Raw genomic sequence first — 20,595 nt, 5'->3', positions numbered from 1 at the left:
GGGCTTTGGCAGGAGGTCTGCCTGACGTCAGCTGAGTCTTGGCGGATGGGACGCGGCGCGTGGCCGTATCGACCTCGCCGCCGGCCTCAAGAAGCGGAGGCGGCCATGAGGCGCTCGGCGAAGGCGGACATCTGATCGCGCTGCTCGTCCGGTTCGGTGGCGCCGGAGCTGACGACGATACGGGTCACGCCCTGTTCGGCGAGGGCCGCGACCTGCTCTTCGGAGATGTCCATCGACGCGGACCGGGTGTACTCCAGCGCCGCCGGATCGCGTCCCGCCTCCACGGCGGTCTTCCTGGCGAGGTCCAGCTGAACAGCCCGCTCGTCGGGGTGGAGCGCGCCGCCGGGGAAGAACCCGTCGCCGCGCAGCCCGGCGCGGCGGGCGGCCGCCCGGCTCGACCCGCCGACGTGGATGGGCAGGTGCCTGACCCCGTAAGGCTTCGGGAAGCTGCTCAGGTTCTCGAAGGCGAAGAACTCCCCGGCGAAGCTGACGCCTTCCTCGCCGCCCTCCCAGAGCAGCCGCAGCACGTCGATCGCCTCGTCGGCCCGGCGGCCGCGGGTGGCGTAGTCGACGCCCACCGCCTGGGCCTCGCCGGGCAGCGCCCCCAGCCCCACGGTCAGCAGCCGCATCCGCCCCTTCGACAGCACGTCGATGGTGGCCAGGCGTTTGGCGAGGGTCACCGGGTGGTGGTACGGCAGCAGCAGCACGCCCGTGCCCAGCAGGATCCGGCTGGTGTGCGCGGCGGCGAAGCCCAGGCAGTCGAGCGGGTCACCGTACGGCAGCGACGGCGGCATGGCGAACGAGCCGATGGTCGCACCGGGGTACAGCACGATGTGCTCCGGAACGTACAGGGACTCGAAGCCGCATTCCTCGGCGTGCCGGGCGTAGGCGGCGAGCTTGTCTGGGTCGACCCCGTGATACGGCGTGCTGTAACTGATCCCGAACTTCATGGCGGCCACGCTAGAACGTTGACACCGGCGTCAAGGCAAAACCCGTGAGGCCCCACACCCGCCGGCAGGTAAGCCGGACGCGGGCTCGACGACCAGCTCGCCGAGCTCGCTCTCCAGCCGGTCGGCCGCTCGACCGTGGCGCCTGGCCGACGGCGTTGTCGTCGTGGCGTGCGGGGTCGGCCGGTAAGGGCTTCCCGAATCGGGACCTCGTGGACCAGGACATTGATATAAGAGTCTGGTGATCACCAACCCGCGCCCGTTAAGGCCGTCCGATCCCCTTCACGTGGCGTCGTACCGGCTCGTGGGTCTGCTGGGTGAAGGCGGGCAGGGCGCGGTCTACCTGGGCGTCGCTCCCGACGGCGGTCAGGTGGCGGTCAAGGTACTGCACGCCCGCCTCGTCCAGGACGCCGAAAGCCGCCGCCGGTTCGTCCGGGAGGTGAACACGGCGCGCAAGGTGGGACCGTTCGGTACGGCACGCGTCGTGGACGTCGACATCGAGGGAGATCAGCCGTACATCGTCAGCGAGTACATCTCCGGTGAGTCCTTGCAGCAGCTGATCAGCCGAGAGGGGCCTCGCGACGCGGGCGGGATGCGCCGCCTGATGCTGGCCACCGCGGCCGCGCTGCAGGCCATCCACGAGTCCGGCATCGTGCATCGTGACTTCAAGCCGAGCAACGTGCTGCTCGCGCTGGACGGTCCCCGGGTCATCGACTTCGGTATCGCCCGGGCGCTCGAGGGCACGACCATGCTCTCGAGCGCGGTCGTCGGCACCCCTCCGTACATGTCTCCCGAACAGCTCGCGGGAAAGGACGTCGAGCCGAGCTCCGACGTGTTCTCCTGGGCCGTCACGATGGTGTTCGCGGCCACCGGCCGACCGGCCTTCGGCCAGGACAGCATTCCCGCGGTGTTCAACCGCATCCTCAACCGGCAACCCGATCTGGACGGCGTTCCGGACGAGCTGAAGGGCCTGCTCGCGGCGTGCCTGGCCAAGGACCCGCGGGAGCGCCCGAGCGCCGGCCAGCTGCTGCAGCGCATCCTGGGTCATCACGAGCCGACGCTCGCCCTTCCGGCGCCGCCCTCCGCTGATCGGCCGTTCGGCCTGGCCTTCGTCGCCCAGCTCGTCGTGATGCTGGCCACTCCCGTGATCGGCTTCGCCGTCCATTACGGCTACGGCGCGGACCCGGACGGCGGCCTGTCTCCGATCCCCTTCCCGTGGGTGGACGACGGGATTCCGTTCTGGCCCGGCATGATCGCATGGATCGTCATCGGGAGCCTGATCACGCTGGCGCTGCGGTTCGCGGCGAGACGGAGCTGACACGTGGACGTCGAAGGTCTCATCATCGCTCTGTTCGCGCTGGCCGGACTCGCCGGTTCGGCCTGGCTCTTCATCGTCAAGAGGAGACGCTTCCTGTCCGAGCATCGCCTCCTGATGGCTGTCACCGTCCTGCCGTTGCAACCGATCCTGATCACCGGGCTGGCGGCGTTGTTGATCACGCAATGGGGCCGGCTCGAGCTCAGCGGGGTGATGCTCGGCGTCCTCGCCTACGTCCACGGGCTCGTCGCCTTCGCCCTGGTCGTGGCGGTGCAGGACCTGCGGCAGGCGCGACGCCGACGCGGAGTCGACCACGTCTCTTCCCCGCACCCCACCGATGGCGGGATCGGGGGGTTCCAGGGCTGACGTCGGCGGCCCCGGGCGACCGCCCGATCAGCACGATCGGGCGGTCGACACCGCTGGAAGGACACCGTCACGTAGCGCCGGGGTGAGGTCAGCGCAGGCGGGCCTCGATGGCCTCGATGATCCGCGGCCGCAGTTCCGCGGCGCGGATGACGGCGTCGACGGAACCCACCTCGACCGCCCGCTGGATGTTGTGCACGCGGTCGAACTCCGCGGCCACCTCGCCGAGCTTCTCCGCGCGGACCGACGAGCGGAGCTCGTCCAGCTCCGCGGTCAACGCGGCCCGGTCGGCGCCGGCGGCGGCCGCGACGCGGGCCTCCAGGTCCCGCACGCGGGGGTCGGCCGCGGTGCGGGCGTCGACCTCGCCGGAGAACACCACCGCGGCGGCGGGAGCGCCGCCGAGCACCGAGGCGAATGAGCCTTCCAGCGCGAGCACGGTCATGTTCGGGTTCAGCGCCTTCGAGAAGACCACGAACGCGCCGCCGTGGTACCGCGAGATCACGCAGAACACGATGGGCCCGCGGAAGTTCACGATCGCGCGGCCGATCTCGGCGCCGTACTCCAGCTGCAGCTTCCGCATCGACTCCGGCGAGCCGTCGAAGCCCGACAGGTTCGCCAGCACCACCAGCGGCCGGTTGCCGCTGGCCGCGTTGATCGCCCGCGCGGCCTTCTTCGACGACCGCGGGAACAGGGTGCCCGCGGTGTAGGTGTCCGGGCCGTCGGTGGGCGGGAAGCCGCGCCGCGGTATCGCCCGCGACTCGATGCCGAGCAGGCACACCGGCATGCCGCCGAGATGGACGTCCTGCACCACCGCGGTCTCCGCGTCGGCCATGCCCGCCCAGCGTTCGAGCACCGGGTGGTCCTGGTCGGACAGCGCCCTCATCACGGTTCGGATGTCGAACGGCTTCTTGCGGTCCGGGTTGGCCTCGGCGGAGAAGATCTGACCGACCGAGGTGAAGTCACTGCCCGCCACAGCGTGCGGGAAGTCGGAGACGTCGCGGTCGACGGGGTCGGTCGTCGTCGCCCGCCGCGGCGCCTGCTCGCCAGGCGCGACGTAGGTGTGGTCGTAGTGCGACATCAGCACGTCGCGCGCGGCGGTCAGGTTCGGCGCCCAGTACTGCGCCTGCCCGTTCGGGCCCATCACCCGGTCGTAGCCGCCGATGCCGAAGTTGTCCTCGGCCGAGACGCCACCGGAGAAGTCGAGCGACTGCTTGCCGGTGAGCACCATCGCCGAGTCCGGCGTCATCACCAGGATGCCCTTGGTGTGCATGAGCATCGTCGCCTCGGCGTTCCAGTACGGCTGCGCGCCGACGTTGATGCCCGCGACCACGATGTTGATCTCGCCGCCGTCCTGGGTGAACTCGACGATCCGCTTGAGCGCCGCGGCCACCCAGTCCATGTTCTCGGTGCCCGACGCCATGGAGATGCGCGCGCCGGACGACAGCGCGTACCACTCCAGCGGCACCCGCATCCGCTCGGCCAGGTCCAGCGCGGCGATCACGCGGCGGCACTCCGGCTCGGACAGCGCGCCGAGCGACTTCGTCGGGTCGCCGAGCAGCACGACCCTGGTGAGGCCCTCGGGGTGCCGCGCGGTCGGCGTGGAGACCACGCCGGCCACGATCGCCGCGCTGTTGCGCCCCTTCGGCCGGTCGACCGGCACCAGCGCGTGGGCGTCGTCGAGGTCGTGCTCGACGAAGTCGCCGAGCAGGCCGGTCAGCTCGTACGGGTAGACCGTGTTGCGGCTGCTCGCGCGCAGGACCTTCTGCCGGTAGTCGTCGAGCGGCTCGATGGGCTCGTCCGACGGCTCGCCGATGGTCAGCTCGGTGCCGCCGGTGGCGTCGAGGGAGATGCGCACGGCGATCTTGGTCAGCTCGCCGGTCACCTGGTCGCGCTGCCGCCCGATGAACAGGGTCTCCTCCAGCCCGGCGCCCACGGTCGTCGGCAGCACGCGCCGGGCGATCATCTCCAGCTCCGCGCGGGTGATGTTGCTGGGCGGCCAGACGTAGATCACGATCCGGTTGGTGTTGAGGCGCTTGTTCGACGGCCGCCGCGACTGGGCGCGGCGGATCGAGTCGACGCAGGCGGCGATGGTGTCCTCGGCCGTCGGCAGCGCGACCAGCCTGCCGTCGTGCTCGCGCAGCTCGGTCAGGTCACGCACCTGTGCGAACGCGACGAGGCGCTCGTCAGAGCGGTTCTCCCGCGCCACGCACTGGAAGAGGTAGACCTCCTCGTCAGACGACGGCAGCCGGGTGAGGTCGAACTTGCCCAGCCGCTCCATCTGCATCCGCTGCGCGATGTACGGATGCAGACCGCGGATCAGCCGCTCCTCGGTCATGCCGGTGGCCGACGGGCGGAAGGTGAAGTGGTGGTGCATCACCGCGCCGCGGCTGCCCGCGACGGTGGCGGTGAGCCTGCGGACCTGGCTCGGCATCGGGTGCGCGCTGATCACCTCGTGCAGCGCGGCCGCCATCGCGTCGGAGTCCTCCGGCTGCTCCTCCCACGCGAGATAGATGTCGGCGTCGATGGCGTCCTCGCCGCTCGCGAGCTCGGCGAGCCCGCGCAGCGCGCTGCCCAGCGCTCCGAAGCTCACCGCGGCGGATGCCACACATGAGCCCGCGCGCTCGGCGACCACGAACGTGCAGCCCGCGCCCGCGCTGGTGCGGACACCGGTGAGAGCCTTGTTGCCGTAGTAGCGCCGGGTCAGCACCTCCAGCATGATCGTGTTGTCCAGGTCGGCGCGGATGAGCCGCTGGCCGAGCAGCCGCACCAGCGGCTCGGTGCTGCGCACCATCTCGGCGATGCGCTCGGCGCGGTCCGGTGCGTCCGGGTGCGCGTCCAGGTGGCGCAGGTGCTTGCGGACACTGGCGTAGACGCGGGCGCGGTTGCGGCGCAGCAGCGGCTGGCCGAACCAGGCGAACACCACGCCGCGCGCCAGGTCGGCGACCACGGGGAAGCGGACCTGCGTCGCGGCCACCAGCCGTTCCAGCGCGAGGCCGGCCGGCTCGCGCAGCGTCTCGTCCGGCGGCGCCTCCCGCAGCCACGCGCGCAGCAACGTCGCGACGGCCGTGGCGTCGGCCGACGCGCGTTGCAGGGCGAGGAAGATCCGGAACACCGCGGCTTCGAGCTCGGGGGACGGCTCCAGCCCGGTGACACCGTAGTGCCCGAGCGCCTTGGCGAGCTTGTCCTGGAACGCCTGCGGCAGCCCGGCCCGCTCGACGTCGAGGCTCTGCAGGTAGGTGTGGAAGTATTCGCGGGCGCTGCGCACGTGGCCGTCGCCGCCGCCGTCCTCGCTCGCCGGCCGGTTACGGCTCAGCTCGGCGAGGTCGGCGAACACCTCGATCAGCTCGAGCTCCTCGGTCAGCGGCCGGTGGCCGTCCTCGCCGGCGGCCCGCCGCGCGGCGAGGTAGTCGTCGAGCACCCGGCTTTCGTCGTGCGGGTCGACGTCGAAGCCCAGCAGCAGGCTGCGCAGGTCCTCCTGGCCACGCGTGGTGCGCTCCCGCACCGGGACCTCCGCGGGCGCCGCGGGCAGGTCCAGCTCGACGGACGCGGCGGCCGAGGAGTGCTCGACCGCGGTGTCGGCGAGCGGCTCCAGCCGCAGCAGCGGTGCCCCCGTCTCCACCTTGCCGCCCACGGACACGACGCATTCCTTCAGCCGCGCCTTGAACGGCGCCCGCAGCACCGTCTCCATCTTCATGCTCTCGAGCACCATCACCGGCTCGCCCGCCTCGACCTCGGCGCCGACCTCCAGCGGCGTGGCCACGACCAGCGCGGGCGCGGGCGAGCGGACGACGCCGCCCTCGTCGCGGCTGACCCGGTGGGTCACGCCGTCCACCTCGATCACATGGATCGGCCCGTGGGTGCCGGTGAGCAGGCGGTACCGGGCGCCGTTGACGACGATCTGCCCGGTGTGCCGGTCGAAGCGGTCGAGCTCGACGTCTGCGGTACGGACGTCGTCACCCGCGTGGACGCCGACGCGGAAGCGATGCGCGCCGACCCGCGCGACCCGCACGCGGTAGCCGACGCCACGCAGCTTGAGGTCCAGCGGCCGGCCGCTCTCGTGCTGCACCTGCGGGCGTCCGCCGAACGCCGTCGACAGCAGCCGCTGCCGCTCGACGCGTTCCTCCTCCTCGTACGCCTCGATGGCGGCGGCCGCCAGCGCGACGCCGGAGTGGCGGTGCGAGACGAGCCTGCCCTCGCCGCGGACACGGTCGATCCAGCCGGTGTCCGCGCTGGCGTCGATCACCTCGGGCTGGTCGAGCAGCTCGAGCACGAAGCTCTTGTTCGTCGCGCCACCCTCGATGATCACCGAGGTCTGCGCCATCGCCCGGCGCAGCCGGCCGAGCGCCTCGTCGCGATCGCGGCCGTAGGCGATGATCTTCGCGATCATCGAGTCGAAGTCGGCGGGGATGGTGTCGCCCTCGCTGACGCCGGTGTCCACGCGGATTCCGGGGCCGGCGGGCAGGTCCATCCGCGCGATGCGGCCCGGAGAGGGCGCGAAGTCGCGGTCGGGGTCTTCGGCGTTCAGCCGGGCCTCGATGGCGTGACCGCGTTCCACCGGCGGGTCGCCTTCGAGCCTGCCGCCTGAGGCCACCCGCAGCTGCGCCTTGACCAGGTCGAAGCCCGTGGTGCACTCGGTGATCGGGTGCTCGACCTGCAGGCGGGTGTTGACCTCGAGGAAGGCGAAGAGCTTGTCACCGGGATGGTAGAGGAACTCGACGGTCGCCGCGCCGCGGTAGCCGACCGCGACGGCCAGCCGTTCGGCCGACCTCTTGAGCTCGGCCGCCTGCGCGGGGCTGAGCACCGGCGAAGCCGACTCCTCGATGACCTTCTGGTTGCGCCGCTGCACCGAGCAGTCGCGGACGCCGAGCGCCCACGCGGTTCCCTGGCCGTCGGCGATCACCTGGACCTCGACGTGCCGGGCGCCGGTGACCAGCCGCTCCAGGAACACGATGCCGCTGCCGAACGCCCGCGCGGCCTCCTGGCTGGTGCGCTCGTAGGCGTCGGAGAGCTCGGCGTCGCTCGTGATCACGCGGATGCCGCGCCCGCCGCCCCCTGCGGTCGCCTTCAGCATCAGCGGATAGCCGATCTCGGCCGCCGCCGCCAAGGCGGCGTCCAGGGTCTCGACCGGCCCGCGGCTCCACGGCGCGACCGGCACGCCGACCTCCTCGGCGATCAGCTTCGCGCCGATCTTGTCGCCGAGCTTGCGCATCGCCTCCGCGCTCGGCCCGACGAACGTGACCCCGATCTCGTCGCACAGCTCCGCGAAGGCCGGGTCCTCCGCGACGAAGCCCCAGCCGACCCACGCGGCGTCGGCCCCGGTCTCCACCAGCGCCCGCTCCAGCACCTTCAGGTCGAGGTACGGGCGCGCGGACGCGGGTCCGAGGTCGTAGGCGATGTCGGCCTCGCGCACGAACGTGGCGGTGCGGTCGACGTCGGTGTGCAGGGCGACGGTCTCGATCCGAGTCCCGGTCTCCGCGGCGATGTCCCGTACGGCGTGGATGAGCCGCATGGCGGCCTCACCACGGTTGACGATGGCGACACGACTGAACACCCGACCGAGCCCTCCTGTAGACCAACGATGTGCGCGCCGCGACACACGGCGCCCCCCGGCATTGTTCACCCTTCCGTCTACCGAGCCGGCCGCGCTATGTCGCAGACAGCGCACGCTACCCGGCCCGAGTTGTGGGAAAGCCACCAAAACCGTCGGCCGCTCCGGCCCGACCAGGGCATGTGCGAGCGCAGTGGGCGACTCCCGTCCGTCAAGGCGCCGTCACGCCTCGCGGTCGCGGCCGCCGGGCTGAGCCGGGGTGGACGAGTCACCTGACCGCGGCACGCCGGCCCACCGGCCCACTGGCTACCCGGTCACCGGCTCCCGAGTTTCCGCAGTGCCTGCTCCGACGCCGAGCCCGGCTCGGCGGCGAACAGGTCCAGCCCGCAGCACGACGGCTCGTCGGGCAGCGCGATGAGCTCGCCGTGCAGGGTCAGTTCGCCCACGACCGGGTGGTGCAGCACATACGTCCGGGACCGGACCTGCGCGACCGGGTGCTCGGCCCACATCCGCGCGAATTCCGGGCTCAGCTCCAGCATGTGGTCGATGTGCGCCGTGAGCCCGGAGTCCCCGCGATAGCGCCCGAGCAGCACGCGAAGATGCGCCACCTGGTCGCGCGCCGCCCGCTCCCAACCGGCGCGGTGCAGCTCGCGCCAGGAGGGTTCGGTGAACAGCAGGTGCGAGAGCGTGCGGCGGTCCTCCGGCAGCGCGGGGAAGTCGCCGAACACCGCCACGGCGAGCTCGTTCCAGCCGACGATCTGGGTGTGCCTGCCGACCACCAGCGCCGGCGTCATCACGAACGACTCCAGCAGGTAGCGCAAACCCGCGGGCAGAACGGGCGACGCGGCGGCCGCACACGCCAGGGGACGCCGCGCGATCCGGTGCAGGTAAGCCAGCTCGTCGGTGTCCAGGCGCAGCGCCGCGCCGACGGCGTCCACGACCTCGTCCGAGACGCTGTCGCCCTTGCCCTGCTCCAGACGCGTGTAGTGGGCGATGCTCACACCGGCGAGCCGGGCCAGCTCCTCGCGCCGCAGGCCCGCGACCCGGCGGGCTCCGCCGTAGTCGTGCAGCCCGACGTCCGCCGGACGCAGACGGGCACGGCGTGATTTGAGGAACTCGCTCAGCTCCGTCCGGTCGTCCACGCGACAACCCTACGTGTGAGCGTGCGGTGGGTGATCACGCCGTGAGTACGCAGGACACGGGCCTGGTCCGGTGGTCACGCCGGCTCCAGGCTGTCAGGCGAGCCCGCCACACGCGAACGGTCCGGCCTCGCCGCGCTCGCTCGCCGGCGGCTCCTCTATCGACATCCACCGAACGAACGGAGCGAAGCCGTGTCCCGAACACTCGGACTCATCGGCAGCGGAATGATCGGTTCTTCTGTTGCCCGCCTGGCCGTCGCGGCCGGCCTTGAGGTCGTCCTCAGCAATTCGCGAGGGCCCGAGACACTCGCTGATCTTGTCGCCGAGCTGGGCGAGCACGCCTGGGCGGCCACACCGGCAGAAGCCGCGCGCGCCGCCGACCTGGTGGTGGCGGCCATCCCGTTGCAGGCATACGAACAGCTCCCCGCCGAAGCCCTGGCCGGCAAGACGGTGCTGGACACGGCGAACTACTACCCCGAGCGGGACGGCCACCTGGCCGAACTTGACGCGGGCGACCTGACCTCCAGCGCCCTGATGCAGCGCCACCTCGCGGGCTCCCAGGTGGTCAAGGCGTTCAACAACATCACCCCGCACCAGCTGGTCACCCTCGCCCGGCCCGCGGGCGCGCCGGACCGCAGCGCCCTGCCCATCGCCGGTGACGACGCGGAGGCCAAGGAAGAGGCCGCCCGGCTGCTGGACGTCCTCGGTTATGACGCGGTGGACATCGGAACGCTTGCCGCCAGCTGGCGCAGTGAACCGAACACGCCGGTGTACATCCAGCCCTATCTCGGTGAGGTGCCCGCCATGAACGTCGAGGACTTCCTCCGCTGGACTCTCCAGACTCCCGGCGTCGTCGTTCCGGCGTCACAGGTCGGCAACCTGGCCGAGACCGCGGTTCGCCAAGCGGCGGGCGAGGCCAGGCTGCCGAGCGTCGACTGACTCCGCACCCCGTCGAGGCGGCGCGTCGCCGGGGTGAGGTGATCTCCCCGGCGCGGTGCCTCGACGGCGGCCCTCCGCGCCACCCCGCACGGGCGAACTCAGCAGACAGCCGTCCGCTTCGCGGACTCCGCCGCGAGCAGGGCCGCACCGAGCTGGACGGCGACCAGCGTCCGGATCGGGATCGGGGTGGCCACCGCGTCGGCCTCGGCCTCGGTGAACCATGCGTCGAAGCGCGCACCGAGACGGGCTCTCTCGGCCCGGATGGCGGGCGTGGCGTTGCCCGCGCCGAGCTCGGCGTCGAGCATGCGCAGACAGGTCCCGGTGTACCTCAGCCGCATGCTGTGCACGAGCTGCCGGTTGCCCACCACCTCGGCCACCGTGGCGGGCCGGTCGGTGCCGGGGAAGGTCTCCCATTCGCCGATGAAGTCGTCGTGGGAGGCGACGAAGTCCTCGAGGGCGTGGCGGAAGGGCGAGCGCACCTTCAGGTCGGCCCTGACGGCGGAATGGGACCGCGCCAGCTCGGCGATCAGGGCGCGCTGCCCGGCCAGGTTGGCCTGGATCGCCTCGCCGTAGGTCTGCTCGGTGGGGGTCTGGTCGGCGACGCGGGGGTCGGCCCAGTAGGGCAGTTCGGTCACCAGGTGCAGGGCGTCGAAGCGGTCGGCGTAGTCGACGCTTCCGCCGCCGATGCCGTAGGCCGCCGCGATGTGGGCGCCTCTCGGGGTCATGTAGGCGGCCGGGCCGATCGGGACGGCGCTCGGTACCTCGGGCGGGCCCATGTGCAGCGGCAGGCCCTGGGCGGTCGCGATCGCGGTCAGGCGGGCGGCGAGCGCGGGGTCGTCCTTGCTGAGGTAGTAGAACGCACCCTGGAGTTCGCCGTTGTGCAGGGAGTAGACGAAGGCGGGCTTGACCTCGTCCATCAGCCGCATCAGCGCCTCGGTCTCGGGCAGGGTGCGGTCGAAGAAGTAGTCCTCGCCGGCCAGCGGGAAGGTCCATTCGACCTGGTCGGCTTCGGCGGGGCGGTAGAAGTGCTCGGCGTAGGCGCGGCGGTCGCTCGGCCGCGAGTACCAGCCCTCGTTGAGCCGGGCGCCGTCGGGGTCGGCGCACGGGACGAGGTGCCAGCGGTAGCCGAAGTCCTCGCGCAGCGAGGCGTCCTCGACGAGCTGGCGCAGCAGGCTGCTGACGGTGAGCGCGCCGATGGGCTCGTTGGGGTGGGGCCCGCCGATGATCACGGCGTCGTGGGGGCCGGAGCCGATGGTGGCCGCGCGCAGCGGCTCACCCAGCCGGGAGGTGCCGATGCGGCGCAGCCGTACCAGATCGGGGTGGGCGGCGGCCAGCTCGTCGAGCTCGGCATGCATCTGGTCCACGGTGGGGAACGCGGTGTAGTCGGGCACTCGGCTCATGTGGTGGGCGACGTCCATCTCCGACCTCCTGATAAACTGGATTATTCTAGTAAACCAGATTATCTTTACGGCATGCAGGAGATGTCATGCGGCTGACCAGAGCGGAAAGTAAAGCGGCCAACAAGCGCGCGCTGCTCGAGGCGGCGCGCGAGATCGTCGGCCGGGACGGCTCCAAGGCGAAGCTCGAGGACATCGCCGAGCTGGCCGGCCTGACCACCGGCGCGGTCTACTCACTGTTCGGCGGCAAGAACGACCTGATGGTCGCCATGGTCGCCGACTACGCCGGGCCGCTCGACCTGCGTTCGGTCGAGGCCGCCGCGCCCGGCATGCCGCTGGAGGAGATCGTGGCCGAGGTCGCCCGCGGGTTCCTGCGCATGTCGGCCGACCCCGAGGCCACCGGCAAGCTCCTGTTCGAGACGCGGGTCCTCGACCTCGTACTCAACGATCCGGCGCTGCTCGGCAAGCTCAACGCCTCGACCAGGTCGATCGAGGCCGGGCTCGCCGCGCTGTTCACCGGCAGTGCGTACGGCGGGGCGCCCGTCACGGCCGAGCAGGCGGTGCGCCTGGCCCGCGCGCTCAAGGCTCTGCTGTCCGGGCTCGGGCTGGCCGTCGTGCTCGGCACCCACGACGGCTCCGAGGAGTTCTTCGTCGCCACCGCACAGGCGCTGATCACGCCGAGGGTGCTCGGCCCGGCCTAGATCACGGCCGAGGGTTCGGGGGGACCGCACGGCCACACGTCACCCCACCTCGAAAGGCACAACCATGTCCAGATCCGGATTCGGCATCATCGGCGCGCCGGTGTTGTTCATCGGCGTCCTCCAGTCGATGGAGATGACGCTCTCGCCCGCGCTCCCGCTCATCCAGCGGGACCTGGCGGCCTCGCCGGGCGCGCTAGCCTGGATCTTCACCGGCTCGCTGATCAGCTCGGCGATCAGCACCCCGATCGTCGGCCGCCTGGCCGACATGTACGACAAGCGGCGGTTGCTGCTCGCGCTCATGGCGATCAGCACCGCAGGAGTCCTCCTCGCCGCCTTGGCGCCCAACGTCACCGTGCTGATCGTGGGCATGGCGGTGGAGGGCGTCTGGCTGGGCATGCTGCCCCTGACCGTGGGGTTGTTCCGCGACACCCTCGAACCCGAACGGGCCGCCACAGGCAACGGCCTGGTCATCGGCGTCGCCGCTCTGGCCAGCGCGCTCGGCCTCATCCTGGCCGGACCGATCAGCGCGGCGCTCGGCTACCGCTGGCTGTTCCTGCTGGCCGTGGCCGGTGCGGCGGTGGCCGGACTCTGGGCCTGGTACGCGGTGCCTGCCACGCCCCGCGAGGCCGCAGGGCGCGTCGACTGGGCGGGCGGACTGCTGCTGGGTGGCGGGCTCGCCCTGCTCATGCTGGGCCTGACCGCTGCCTCCAACTGGGGCTGGACGGCTCCCGCCACGCTCGCCCTGTTCGCGGCCGCCGTACTGACGCTGGGCCTGTGGGCCGTCATCGAGCTGCGCATCCCCGACCCGCTGGTGGACCTGCGGCTGCTGGCCGGGCGCACCCCGGCCGGAGTGACGGCGATGGGGGTCCTCTTCGGCTTCGCCTCCTTCGGGCTCGTGGTCGCCCTGCCGATGATGCTGGCCATGCCCGTCGAGACCGGGTACGGCCTGGGCGCCGACACCCTGTGGATCGGGATCTACATGTTCCCGATGGGCGTTGCGGGCACCCTGGTCGCGCCGCTGGTCGGGCCGATGACCAGGCTGCTCGGGCGGCGTACCGTGCTGGTGCTCGGCAGCGCGCTCGTCTGCGCCGGCACCGCCATGCTCGCCCTGTGGCACTCCTCCCCGTGGCAGATCGTGGCCGGGGTGACGGTCATGGGACTGGGCGGCTCCATCGGCCTGACCGCCGGGCTCAACGTCGTTGCCACCGACGTGCCCGCCGACCGCGCGGCCGGTGTCAGCGGCGTGGTCTTCGTCGCCAAGAGCGTCGGCGGCACGTTCGGGGCGCAGCTCGGCGCCATGGTACTGGCGGCCGGCGCGGTGGGTGGAGTGCCCACCGAGCGTGGCTTCGTCGACACCTACCTGCTGTCCGCGGCGCTCGGCCTGCTCGCCGTCGGCGCCGCTTTCGTGATCCCCGCCGCTGTACGGGACGCCCAAGCCGGGGGCGAAGCTTCGGCCCCGGCGACAAAGCCCGCCGTACACCAGAGTGAAAGCCTGTGACTATGGCAAAGGTTTACATCTCCATCGACATGGAGGGCGTGGCGGGCATCGCCACCATGGACCAGGTGTCCCGCGGCGGTCACGGCTACCCCCGGTCGCAACGGCTCATGACCGCCGAGGCCAACGCCGCCATCGAGGGGGCGTTCGCGGCCGGGGCCGAGAGCGTCCTGGTCAACGACAGCCACGGCACCATGGACAACCTCCTGCACGACGAACTCGACCCGCGGGCCCGGCTGATCTTCGGCTCGCCCAAGCTGGACTGCATGGCCGAGGGCATCTCGGCCGAGCACGACGTGGCGATGTTCCTCGGTTACCACGCCGCCGCCGGTTCGCCCGGCGTGCTCGCGCACACCTTCTCCTCGCACTTCCTCGGAGTGCGCCTCAATGGCAGGCCCGTCTCCGAGGCGGAGGTCAACGCGCTGCAGGCGGCCGCGGTCGGCGTCCCGGTGGGGTTGCTCACCGGCGACGACGTCATCTGCGGCGTCGCGGAGAAGGCGTTCCCCGGCGTGCGTACGGTCGCCGTCAAGGTCGCGCACGGGCACACCGCCGCGGACAGCCTCGCACCCGCCGAGGCCAGGCGGCAGATCCGGGAGGCGGCGGCGGAGGCCGTACGGGGGGCCGGGGAAATGGCGCCGCTCCAACTGCCGGAGGTGCTCGAGCTCGAGATCGACATGCCCAGCGCGCCCGCGGCCGAGCTGGGGGCGCTGGTCCCGGGCGTGCGCCGGGTCGCCGACAAGACGCTGGCCGCCACCTTCGGCACGCCCACGGAGGTGCTGGGCTGCGTGACGGTCTGCTACCACCTCGCCGCCGACGCCATGATCAGCCGGATGGCCCTGTACGGCCGCCGCTAGCCCGGCCGCCGGTCCGCCGCCGGCGGGATGAGCCGCGCCGAGTGACAGGGGGTGACCTGCTCGCCCCCTGTCACCGGCACGCCGGACACCGACCGCCACCCCGACGTGCCGGCCGCCCAGCGTCGGGAACGCGCCCGTGTCCGCGGTGAGCAACAACGACGTCGGGGACGACCGTCCGCCCGAGCAGCCTGATCACTCAAGCCGGTTGGTCATCGCACTGGCCGACACGATGAGTAATGCTATAGTCACATCCAGCTATGGAGGTGGTCATGGCCGTGCCGCGTCACGTGGCCTGTGTGATGGACGGGAACGGCCGTTGGGCCGCGCAGCGGTCGCTGCCGCGCACCGCGGGCCACGAGGCCGCCGAGGCCGCGGTGATGGACGTCATCGAGGCGGCGCGCTCCTCCGGGGTCACCTGGCTGAGCCTGTACGCCTTCTCCACGGAGAACTGGCGGCGGCCGTCCGGCGAGGTCGACATCCTCATGCGGCTCGTCCGACGGGCCATCCGCAAACACGCGCCGGTGCTGCACGCGCGGGGCGTGCGCTGCAGATTCCTCGGCATGAGCGATCCGCGCATCCCGGCACCGCTGGTCCAGGACATCACCGACCTGATGACGCTCACCCGCGACAACAAGCGCATGACGCTGACCGTCGCCTTCGACCACGGCGGGCGCCGCGACATCGTGGAGGCCGCGCGGTCGCTGATCCGTTCCGCGACGCCGGCCGACCAGGTCACCGAGGCCAGCTTCGCCGAGCACCTGCCGTACTCCGACACCCCCGACGTCGACCTGGTCATCCGCACCTCCGGCGAACAGCGGATCTCCAACTTCATGCTCTGGCAGGTGGCCTACGCCGAGTGGGTCTTCCCCCAGGTGCTCTGGCCCGACTTCCGCGCGACCCACTTCTGGGAATGCCTTGGCGCCTACTTCCGGCGCCAGCGCCGGTTCGGCGACGTACGCCAGCCCACCATCGTGACAGGAGAGGACCTGCGATGAGCCAGACCATCCCGGAGGAGAGCGTCGACGTCTTCGGGCCCGACTCCATCCTGCGTCGCCTGGTCAACGAGGCGCGCTGGGGGCTCGCGGTGACCCGGGCCACCCTGCTGGAAGCCGCCTACCCGCAGATCGGCGCGGCCCTGATGGAGAACTCCACGTTCCTGACGCACCCGTGGCGACGCCTGCGCAACACCACGATGAGCTCGCGGCGCATCCTCGACCCCGACCCGCGCGTACGCGACCGCGAAGCGGCCCGGCTCAACCGCCTCCACGCCCGCATGTCCGGCACCGACGCGCAGGGCCGCCCCTACGACGCGACCGACCCCGAGGCGCGCGCCTGGGTGGTGGCGACCCTGTTCGAGTCGACGGTGACGATGTGCCGGCTGAGTGGCGAGGCGCTCGACGCCGAGGCGATGCGACGGCTCTACGACGAACACCGCACGTTCCTGGCCCTGATCGACGGCACCAGCGACCATCTCCCCGCGACGTTGCCGGAGTTCTGGTCCTACTACGACGACGTCATCGCCCACCGCCTGGAGAACAACGAGGCGGTGGGCGTCATCCTCTACCGGCTCTTCGCCAACGTGCCCGCGCCTCCGGTGCTGCGCGGTCATCCCGCGGTGTGGACCGCGGGCCGGGCCGTGGCAAGCCCGGTGGTCACCGCGATCACCATCGCCTCACTCCCCGAAGCCTTCAGCCGGCGCGTCGCCCTGCCCGATCTGCCGGGAGCCCGGACGCTCATGCAGACCGCGTACCTGAGCGCCGCACTCGCCACGCGCTACCTGCCGGAAAGCTGGACGCGGGTGGAGTTCTTCATGGGTCTGCTGGACCCCTCACACGAGGGCGCCGGCCCGTGGGAGGCCGTACGCCGCCAGGCCGGCAAGGCCGCGGCCCTGGCACGTCTCCTCACCCCCGCCTCCGACGAGGACGACCAGGTGGTCCGATCGGCCGACCGGTTCTTCGCCGAGGTCCTCGACCAGACGGGCGACGGCTACCTGCGCTGGCCCGATCTGGCCGCCATGGCCAGAGAGATCGCCACGCGGCTCGACCTGGGCGAGCAGGAGGAGGAGCGGCTGTTCCAGGCGTACGCCGCGTGGTGGCGCGAGCTGCAGACCGCTCTCGACAGCGACGGCGACGGACGCGTCACCCGCCGCGAATACGCCGCCGCGGCCGCCTGCCTGCCGGGCTCCGGGCTCATCAGGATCGCCGATGTGCTGTTCGACGCCACCGACGTCGACGACGACGAGAAGATCGACGCCGAGGAATACCGCAACCTGTTCCGTACGGCCTTCCACCGCGACCTGACCGGCAGCGGCGGCAGCTACTCACGCAGCGCCTTCGTCAGGCACTTCGTCTCCTTCATGTCCGGGCAACAGCACTCGAACGCCTACACCTCGCTCCTTTCCCAGGGGTGACCGTACGGGCAGCCGGAACGACAGGACAGCCATGGGCGGTGAGATGGATCATGGTGCGGATGGAGCCGCAAAGCCGACTCACCGCTGCTGTCCGCACCGCCCGACCTGCGCGAACAGCCCGGCGCCGGTGCACCTGCACGTGTCCTGACCTGCCAGGACGTTACGGCACCACGAGGTTGATGGCCACACCGACGGGGACGGACCAGACGGCATCGGCAAGGATGTAGCCCCACTGCCGGCGGCGTTCGGCCTTGATGGACCTCTTGGTCTCACCGAGCAGAATCTGCCGGATCTTCTCGGCTTGCTCGGCTTGCTCGGCATCGGCTCCGAGTAGCCGCTGCTGCTCCTCGGCCTGCCGCACTGCGCCGCGGCGTACAGGCGCAACAGGAGGCCCGCGACCCGTGGCGGGCTGTCGCCGGTGCCGCGGTCGCCGGTGCCGCGCGCCGGCATGTCGGCGATTCCCCTTGTCCCCTCCCGCCTCACGTGCGATGTGCTCACCCAGCAGAGCAAGGGATCGCCGCCGTGTTCGCGCCTGCCTGCCGGCAGCCGGTTGCGCGCTCGGGGTTGTGGTGAATGGCAGGGCCGAGCCCCTCTGCCATGGCGCGCTGCGAGGTGGCGGGACCCACCGGTCGGCCGGATTGCCTGATGCAGGACTAACTTGGACAATTCATTATCTTGTGTGATTCGTGTTTATGGCGGTAGGTTGGGCGCTATGTCCGCATCCCAGACTCCGACCACCGCCGAGGAACTGCGCGGTGCCGGCCTGCGGGTGACGGCCGCTCGCGTCGCGCTGCTCGAGACCGTCAGGAACGGTGACCACCTCGACGTCGAGGCCGTCGCCTCCGGGGTGCGCGAGCGCGTCGGCCACATCTCACTCCAAGCCGTGTACGAGGCCCTCCACGCGCTGACCGCGGCGGGGCTCGTGCGCCGCATCGAACCGCCCGGCAGCCCGGCCCTGTTCGAGGGACGCGTCGGGGACAACCATCACCATCTCGTGTGCCGGTCGTGCGGTGCCGTCGCCGACGTCGACTGCGCGGTCGGTCACGCCCCCTGCCTGACCGCCTCCCAGGACCACGGTTTCGCGATCGACGAGGCCGAGGTCATCTACTGGGGCCTGTGCCCCGACTGTTCCACCGCCCGCAGTGCCTCAGCACAGTGATCTGAATAGTCCGGAAGGATTCCCATGTCTGAGAACCACGACGCCATCGTCACAGACGCGAAGACCGAGGGTGAAGGTGGCTGCCCGGTCGCGCACGGGCGCGCCCCGCACCCGACTCAGGGTGGCGGGAACCGCCAGTGGTGGCCGGAGCGGCTCAACCTGAAGATCCTCGCCAAGAATCCCGCTGTGGCGAACCCCCTTGGTGACGGGTTCGACTACGCCGAGGCGTTCAAGAGCCTCGACCTTCCTGCCGTCAAGCGGGACATCGCGGAGGTGCTGACGACCTCGCAGGACTGGTGGCCGGCCGACTTCGGCCACTACGGCCCGTTCATCATCCGGATGGCCTGGCACAGCGCGGGCACCTACCGGATCAGCGACGGCCGCGGCGGCGCGGGGGCCGGCCAGCAGCGCTTCGCTCCGCTCAACAGCTGGCCGGACAACGGCAACCTCGACAAGGCCCGCCGCCTGCTGTGGCCGGTCAAGAAGAAGTACGGCAAGAAGCTCTCGTGGGCCGACCTCATGATCCTCGCCGGTAACGTCGCCCTGGAGACCATGGGCTTCGAGACCTTCGGCTTCGCCGGCGGTCGTGCCGACGTGTGGGAGCCCGACGAGGACGTCTACTGGGGTCCCGAGACCACCTGGCTCGGCGACCAGCGCTACAGCGGCGACCGCGAGCTGGAGAACCCGCTCGGCGCGGTCCAGATGGGCCTCATCTACGTCAACCCGGAGGGCCCGAACGGCAACCCGGACCCGCTCGCCGCGGCCCGCGACATCCGTGAGACCTTCCGCCGGATGGCGATGAACGACGAGGAGACGGTCGCCCTCATCGCGGGCGGTCACACCTTCGGCAAGACCCACGGCGCGGGCCCGTCGGACCACGTCGGCCCCGACCCCGAGGCCGCCCCGATCGAGGAGCAGGGCTTCGGCTGGAGGAGCACCTTCGGCACCGGCAAGGGCGGCGACACGATCACCAGCGGTCTCGAGGGCATCTGGACCAACACCCCGGTGACGTGGGACAACAGCTTCTTCGAGATCCTGTTCGGCTACGAGTGGGAGCTGTTCAAGAGCCCCGCCGGCGCCCACCAGTGGCGGCCGAAGGACGGCGCAGGGGCGGGTACGGTCCCCGACGCCCACGACCCGTCGAAGAGCCACGCCCCGACGATGCTCACGACCGACCTCTCGCTGCGCGTGGACCCGATCTACGAGCAGATCTCGCGACGCTTCCTGGAGAACCCGGACGAGTTCGCGGACGCCTTCGCCCGTGCGTGGTTCAAGCTGACACACCGCGACATGGGCCCGGTCGCGCGCTACCTCGGCCCGGAGGTCCCGTCCGAGACGCTGCTGTGGCAGGACCCCCTTCCCGCCGTGACGCACGAGCTCGTCGACGCCGAGGACATCGCCGCCCTCAAGGGCCGGATCCTCGCCTCGGGCCTGTCGGTGTCGCAGCTGGTGTCCACCGCGTGGGCGTCGGCAGCGTCCTTCCGCGGCAGTGACAAGCGCGGCGGCGCCAACGGCGCGCGCGTCCGCCTCGAGCCGCAGAGCGGGTGGGAGGTCAACGACCCCGACCAGCTGGCGACGGTGCTGCGCACCCTTGAGGGCATCCAGCAGGACTTCAACGCCGCCCAGACCGGCGGCAAGCAGGTCTCGCTCGCCGACGTGATCGTGCTCGCCGGTGGCGCGGCCGTCGAGCGGGCCGCCGAGCAGGCCGGCTTCGACGTCGCGGTCCCCTTCACGCCGGGCCGCGTCGACGCCGCGCAGGAGCAGACCGACGTGGAGTCGTTCGCCGCGCTCGAGCCGACCGCCGACGGCTTCCGCAACTACCTCGAGAAGGGCAACCGGCTCCCGGCCGAGTACCTGCTGATCGACCGGGCGAACCTGCTGACCCTCAGCGCCCCCGAGATGACGGTCCTCGTCGGCGGCCTGCGCGTCCTGGGCGCGACCCACCAGCAGTCGCCGGTGGGTGTCCTCACCTCGACCCCCGGGGCGCTGACCAACGACTTCTTCGTCAACCTGCTCGACCTGGGCACGACGTGGAAGGCGACCTCCGAGGACGCGAACATCTTCGAGGCTCGCGACGCGGCCACGGGTGAGGTCAAGTGGACCGGCAGCCGTGTCGACCTGGTCTTCGGGTCGAACTCCGAGCTGCGGGCGCTCGCGGAGGTCTACGCGAGCGACGACGCGAAGGAGAAGTTCGTGACCGACTTCGTCGCGGCGTGGGACAAGGTGATGAACCTCGCGCCCTCGTCGGCATGATCCTGTTCGGCATCGTGTTCGTGCTGGCCTTCAGCTCGATCGGCTTCGGCCCGATCCCCGGCTGGTGGGACAAGC

Annotated in this window: 15 protein-coding genes; 10 read left to right on the top strand and 5 right to left on the bottom strand. The window is 71.3% G+C overall.

Going from position 1 to position 20,595, the window contains the following annotated elements; translation table 11 throughout:
- Nucleotides 1-86: 86 nt before the first annotated feature.
- Complete coding sequence (locus ABZX22_RS35565; RefSeq protein WP_354918203.1) at nucleotides 87-950, bottom strand: TIGR03619 family F420-dependent LLM class oxidoreductase; 864 nt, start codon at nucleotides 948-950, stop codon at nucleotides 87-89.
- A gap of 238 nt (nucleotides 951-1,188) precedes the next feature.
- Here ABZX22_RS35565 and ABZX22_RS35560 point away from each other — a divergent pair, with 238 nt between their 5' ends.
- Both ABZX22_RS35560 and ABZX22_RS35555 read left to right on the top strand, forming a co-directional pair.
- Entirely contained in the window at nucleotides 1,189-2,265 is a 1,077-nt protein-coding gene (locus tag ABZX22_RS35560; RefSeq protein WP_354918201.1) for a serine/threonine-protein kinase, read from the top strand.
- Between the two features lie 3 nt (nucleotides 2,266-2,268).
- Nucleotides 2,269-2,628: a hypothetical protein gene (locus ABZX22_RS35555; RefSeq protein ID WP_354918198.1), complete on the top strand. Its 360-nt coding sequence runs from the start codon at nucleotides 2,269-2,271 to the stop codon at nucleotides 2,626-2,628.
- 88 nt (nucleotides 2,629-2,716) lie between these two features.
- On the opposite strand, the gene ABZX22_RS35550 is transcribed toward ABZX22_RS35555, so the two are convergent.
- Nucleotides 2,717-8,176 carry a carboxyl transferase domain-containing protein gene (locus ABZX22_RS35550; RefSeq protein ID WP_354918195.1) on the bottom strand — a complete coding sequence of 1,820 codons (5,460 nt, stop codon included), beginning with the start codon at nucleotides 8,174-8,176 and terminating at the stop codon, nucleotides 2,717-2,719.
- 311 nt (nucleotides 8,177-8,487) lie between these two features.
- A complete protein-coding gene (locus ABZX22_RS35545; protein ID WP_354918193.1) occupies nucleotides 8,488-9,315 on the bottom strand; it encodes a helix-turn-helix transcriptional regulator in 828 nt (275 codons plus the stop codon).
- Between the two features lie 189 nt (nucleotides 9,316-9,504).
- On the opposite strand from ABZX22_RS35545, the gene ABZX22_RS35540 reads away from it, so the two are divergent.
- Nucleotides 9,505-10,251, top strand: coding sequence for an NAD(P)-binding domain-containing protein (locus ABZX22_RS35540; protein ID WP_354918190.1), 747 nt, complete (start codon nucleotides 9,505-9,507; stop codon nucleotides 10,249-10,251).
- A 98-nt stretch (nucleotides 10,252-10,349) separates the two neighbouring features.
- Here ABZX22_RS35540 and ABZX22_RS35535 read toward each other — a convergent pair whose 3' ends face one another.
- Nucleotides 10,350-11,669 carry a M14 family zinc carboxypeptidase gene (locus ABZX22_RS35535; RefSeq protein ID WP_354918188.1) on the bottom strand — a complete coding sequence of 440 codons (1,320 nt, stop codon included), beginning with the start codon at nucleotides 11,667-11,669 and terminating at the stop codon, nucleotides 10,350-10,352.
- Between the two features lie 68 nt (nucleotides 11,670-11,737).
- Between ABZX22_RS35535 and ABZX22_RS35530 the strand changes: the two genes are divergently transcribed.
- The 5 genes from ABZX22_RS35530 to ABZX22_RS35510 all read left to right on the top strand — a co-directional run bounded on the left by ABZX22_RS35530 (nucleotide 11,738) and on the right by ABZX22_RS35510 (nucleotide 17,108).
- A complete protein-coding gene (locus tag ABZX22_RS35530) occupies nucleotides 11,738-12,349 on the top strand; it encodes a TetR/AcrR family transcriptional regulator (RefSeq protein WP_354918186.1) in 612 nt (203 codons plus the stop codon).
- A 64-nt stretch (nucleotides 12,350-12,413) separates the two neighbouring features.
- Nucleotides 12,414-13,847, top strand: coding sequence for an MFS transporter (locus tag ABZX22_RS35525; protein ID WP_354918183.1), 1,434 nt, complete (start codon nucleotides 12,414-12,416; stop codon nucleotides 13,845-13,847).
- Nucleotides 13,848-13,849: 2 nt separating this feature from the next.
- Nucleotides 13,850-14,698, top strand: a complete 849-nt coding sequence (locus tag ABZX22_RS35520; RefSeq protein WP_354918181.1) for a M55 family metallopeptidase — start codon at nucleotides 13,850-13,852, stop codon at nucleotides 14,696-14,698.
- Between the two features lie 269 nt (nucleotides 14,699-14,967).
- On the top strand, nucleotides 14,968-15,693 hold the full coding sequence (gene uppS, locus ABZX22_RS35515; protein WP_354918178.1) for a polyprenyl diphosphate synthase: 726 nt from the start codon (nucleotides 14,968-14,970) through the stop codon (nucleotides 15,691-15,693).
- On the top strand, nucleotides 15,690-17,108 hold the full coding sequence (locus ABZX22_RS35510) for an oxygenase MpaB family protein (RefSeq protein ID WP_354918175.1): 1,419 nt from the start codon (nucleotides 15,690-15,692) through the stop codon (nucleotides 17,106-17,108). The genes uppS and ABZX22_RS35510 overlap by 4 nt, the downstream gene beginning before the upstream one ends.
- Nucleotides 17,109-17,268: 160 nt before the next feature.
- Here ABZX22_RS35510 and ABZX22_RS35505 read toward each other — a convergent pair whose 3' ends face one another.
- A complete protein-coding gene (locus tag ABZX22_RS35505; RefSeq protein ID WP_354918172.1) occupies nucleotides 17,269-17,469 on the bottom strand; it encodes a hypothetical protein in 201 nt (66 codons plus the stop codon).
- A gap of 351 nt (nucleotides 17,470-17,820) precedes the next feature.
- On the opposite strand from ABZX22_RS35505, the gene ABZX22_RS35500 reads away from it, so the two are divergent.
- Nucleotides 17,821-18,267, top strand: a complete 447-nt coding sequence (locus ABZX22_RS35500) for a Fur family transcriptional regulator (protein ID WP_354918169.1) — start codon at nucleotides 17,821-17,823, stop codon at nucleotides 18,265-18,267.
- Between the two features lie 24 nt (nucleotides 18,268-18,291).
- A complete protein-coding gene (katG, locus tag ABZX22_RS35495; protein WP_354918166.1) occupies nucleotides 18,292-20,520 on the top strand; it encodes a catalase/peroxidase HPI in 2,229 nt (742 codons plus the stop codon).
- The last annotated feature ends 75 nt before the right edge of the window (nucleotides 20,521-20,595 follow it).

Source organism: Nonomuraea sp. NPDC003804 (assembly GCF_040610675.1).
Classification (GTDB): Bacteria; Actinomycetota; Actinomycetes; order Streptosporangiales; family Streptosporangiaceae; genus Nonomuraea.
Note: the sequence above shows the minus strand (reverse complement) of the source record. Positions and strands in the feature narration are given on the sequence as shown.